2 protein-coding genes are annotated in these 3,299 nt (G+C 43.3%); both read right to left on the bottom strand.

From position 1 onward, the window contains the following. The coding region (locus VFM80_RS12160; RefSeq protein ID WP_395072100.1) for a TldD/PmbA family protein at window positions 1-1,181 on the bottom strand (1,181 nt) is incomplete at its 3' end. A 176-nt stretch (window positions 1,182-1,357) separates the two neighbouring features. Beyond that, window positions 1,358-3,178: a translational GTPase TypA gene (typA, locus tag VFM80_RS12155; protein WP_395072099.1), complete on the bottom strand. Its 1,821-nt coding sequence runs from the start codon at window positions 3,176-3,178 to the stop codon at window positions 1,358-1,360. Window positions 3,179-3,299: the final 121 nt, after the last annotated feature.

Here is a 3,299-nt window from a genome sequence, read left to right as displayed (position 1 = left end):
TGAAAAGGAACTGAAGACCAACTATCTGCATAGCAACAACCGTGAGACTCATTTTGATCGATGATGTTCACCTGATCACGAGTGGCCTGATAATTGACTAAAATTCCGTCCCGAACCAGGTCCCATTGTTTCGTTTTCACTCCGTCATCATCATAACCGACGGTGGCAAGGGCGTCCTTTTGATTTTTGTCGGCCACGAAATTCACGATCTCACTTCCGTATTGAAAATCGCCTGACTTCCATTTATCGAGGGTGGCAAAACTTGTACCGGCATAGTTGGCTTCATATCCCAACACTCGATCAAGCTCTAGCGGATGACCTACTGATTCGTGGATCGTCAAAAACAAGTGAGAAGGGTCGAGTACCAGGTCATACTTTCCCGGCTCCACACTTTTTGCCGTGTGCTTTTCCTGAGCTTGTTCAGCTGCTTCACGAGCTTCTTCGATCAACCCAAAATTCTTCACATATTCATACCCCATTCCAATGGGCTGAGCCAGCGAATTGCGGGTTTCAAAACCACCCTCATCCCGATTTATACTTGTTACTGTAAACGTAGGCCAACAACGATATACATTTTGATCGGCAAAGGTGCCTTCTGTTGAAGCAAAGTATTTCTGTTCGTTAACAAAGAAAAGATTCGAAGAACAGAAGTCGGCACCGGCTTTTTCAGCTTCGGAGTTGATGTTCATCAACAAATCCACCTTTTCTTCCATCGATATTGTAAAAGGATTGATTTCGATAGGGGTGTTCCAACTTACATCACCATATCCGGGAACCGGAGCTAACTGTACAGGATCGGTTTGTAACCGGCCATTGGCTTTAGCGATCAATACTGCCTGATTGGCTACCCGCTTAATTTCACTTTCAGTAACCTGATTGGAGGACGCAAATCCCCATGTACCATTAGCGATCACCCGAATTCCAAACCCAAACGATTCGGTATTGGTGATACCGGATATATTCTGCTCGCGACTGTTTATGAATTGGTTAAGGTATCGGCCGATGCGGATATCTGCATAAGAAGCTCCTGCATTTTTGGCGGCTGTCAAAGCAATTTCAGCTAATCGCTTCTTTTCCTGATCAAGTAAACCCGATGCAAGAACATTGCTGTTTATAAAAGGAAGAAATGTGACACCCGCAGTTCCCATTCCCGCAATCTTTAAAAAATCTTTTCGCTTCATATAAGAAATTTTTTATTCCTTAATGAATCACTTATTAACCTAAAAAGCCAATTGGATTTGGGTAAAAAAATATAAAGGAAAGGCTATACGTATTTATACGCATTAGTTTTTAAATGTTGAATTGGCTCTCACCAATTCAACATTTAAAATTTCTCATTTAACATTGTCAGATTATGTTAAACGCCCGCCTTTTTCTTCTCTTCTCTCTTACGATTGTTATGATCAAGAAAAGTTTTTCGTATGCGTAGCGCTTTTGGTGTTACTTCAAGCAGTTCATCATTATCAATAAATTCGATGCATTGCTCAAGACTCAGTTTTTTAGCCTGACTGATCTTAACGGAATCTGAAGTTTGAGTTGCACGGTGATTGGTCAGGTTCTTTTTCTTAACAACATTCACTACCATGTCATCGCTGCGTTTGTTTACGCCAACAACCTGCCCCATATAAACAGGATCTCCGGGTTCAACAAAAAATTCTCCCCGATCCTGTATACCTTCAAGGGCATACCCGGTCACATCTCCTTGTTCAAGAGCTATCAGTGCACCCCGTGTTCTTCCGGGAATCTCACCTGCATAAGGCTCGTAGTTATCAAATTGCTGGTGCATGATTCCGGTTCCCCGGGTTTCAGTCAGCATCTCACCACGGAAACCGATCAACCCACGAGAAGGAACACGGAACTGGATTCGGTTATTTTCCCCTTCCTGACTCATAGAGGTCATGATCCCTTTTCTCTTTTGGAGGTTATCGATCACCCGATTACTGTAGTCGGTTTGAACGTCCACGACCACTTCCTCAACCGGTTCATGCACAACCCCATCCACTTCTTTGAAAAGTACTTCGGGGCGTGATACGGAAAACTCAAATCCTTCACGTCGCATCGTCTCGATCAAAATAGCCATCTGTAATTCACCGCGACCCGATACTTTATAAATATCAGGACTTTCAGTCGGCTCAACCCGCATGGCAACATTGGTGCGCACTTCTTTATGCAGCCGGTCTTTGAGCTGGTTAGAAGTCACATAATCTCCTTCTTTTCCGGCAAAAGGTGAGTTGTTGACCCGGAAATACATTGCGATAGTCGGCTTGTCCATATCCACATATTCGAGTGGATTCATGTCTGCCGTATCGGTAAGCGTATCACCAACGTTCACTTCCTCATAGCCGGCCATGGCGATAATATCTCCCGCTACAGCGTTTTCAACAGGCTCACGCTGAAGTCCATTGAAGGTGTAAAGTTTAGTGGCACGCGCTTTTTCTTTCACTTTGCCTTTGCCATCCATCAGAGCCACTTCTTGCCCGATCTTGATGGTACCTTGCTCGATTCGTCCTACAGCAATTCGACCAACATAGTCATTCCAGTCAATACTGCTAACCAGCATTTTGAATTTCTCTTCTGTTTTCTGCTCAGGGGCTGGAACATGCTCTACAATTTTATCCAATAGCGGTTCCAGGTTGTCACTTTCATCCTCAAGATTTGTTTTAGCAATTCCGTTAACGGCCACTGCGTATAGAACTGGAAAATCAAGCTGCTCGTTAGTGGCATCCAACATCACAAAAAGATCAAAAATCTCATCCAAAACTGCATCAGGACGCGCATCTTTACGGTCAATTTTGTTGATCACTACGATCGGGCGATATCCCAAGCTCAGTGATTTACGAAGTACAAATTTTGTTTGGGGAAGTGGACCTTCAGCGGCATCTACCAAAAGGATCACCCCGTTCACCATTTTAAGGATACGTTCTACCTCTCCGCCAAAATCGGCGTGACCGGGAGTATCCACGATATTGATCTTGGTTCCCTTCCAGTGAACAGCAGTGTTTTTAGAACTGATGGTGATTCCGCGTTCTTTCTCAAGATCTCCTGAATCCATAACTCTCTCATCAACTTTTTGATTCTCTCTGAATGTGCCGCTCTGTTTCAGAATTTCATCTACGAGCGTTGTTTTGCCATGATCTACGTGAGCAATGATGGCGATATTTCTTAAATCTTGTAACATTACAATATTGAATTAGGGTGAATTTCTCTTCTTGAATACAACATTAGTGTGGTTTTTCCACTTCAAGTCCGTTTTTTCAGAAAAGTTGCAAGCCTTAAAGATACGGTTATTTTAGTGAATT

This window comes from Gracilimonas sp. (assembly GCF_035704785.1).
Lineage (GTDB): Bacteria > Bacteroidota > Rhodothermia > Balneolales > Balneolaceae > Gracilimonas.
Note: the sequence above shows the minus strand (reverse complement) of the source record. Positions and strands in the feature narration are given on the sequence as shown.